Source organism: Liquorilactobacillus vini DSM 20605, assembly GCF_000255495.1.
Classification (GTDB): domain Bacteria; phylum Bacillota; class Bacilli; order Lactobacillales; family Lactobacillaceae; genus Liquorilactobacillus; species Liquorilactobacillus vini.
The window spans coordinates 1-244 of record NZ_AHYZ01000151.1 but is presented as its reverse complement, the minus strand read 5'-3'; the positions used below and the strand labels follow the sequence as shown (position 1 = coordinate 244).

At 38.5% G+C, this 244-nt stretch carries 1 pseudogene; it reads right to left on the bottom strand.

The window, feature by feature from the left end:
* Positions 1-244: pseudogene (locus ON15_RS11655) on the bottom strand (transposase family protein); the annotation flags it as partial.

Genomic DNA, 244 nt, shown 5'->3' with positions numbered 1-244 from the left:
AAAAATAACGTTGTTTTCGCAGATACAACAAGATCATTGGGCCATTAAGTGTCGGCAACCGGAGCTTTGTCAAAGTAGTACCATTTTTAATCAGCGATGCAAAACCACAGTGAGGGCAACGAGAAAGCTGATAACTAAGGCGAGCATAGATCGCCTTGAAATGATAAATAACGCCAGATCTAACAGTTCTAAGGTCTTCAACTTTAAAGAAATTGATATTTGAGTCTTTTATTTCGAGTAAGCG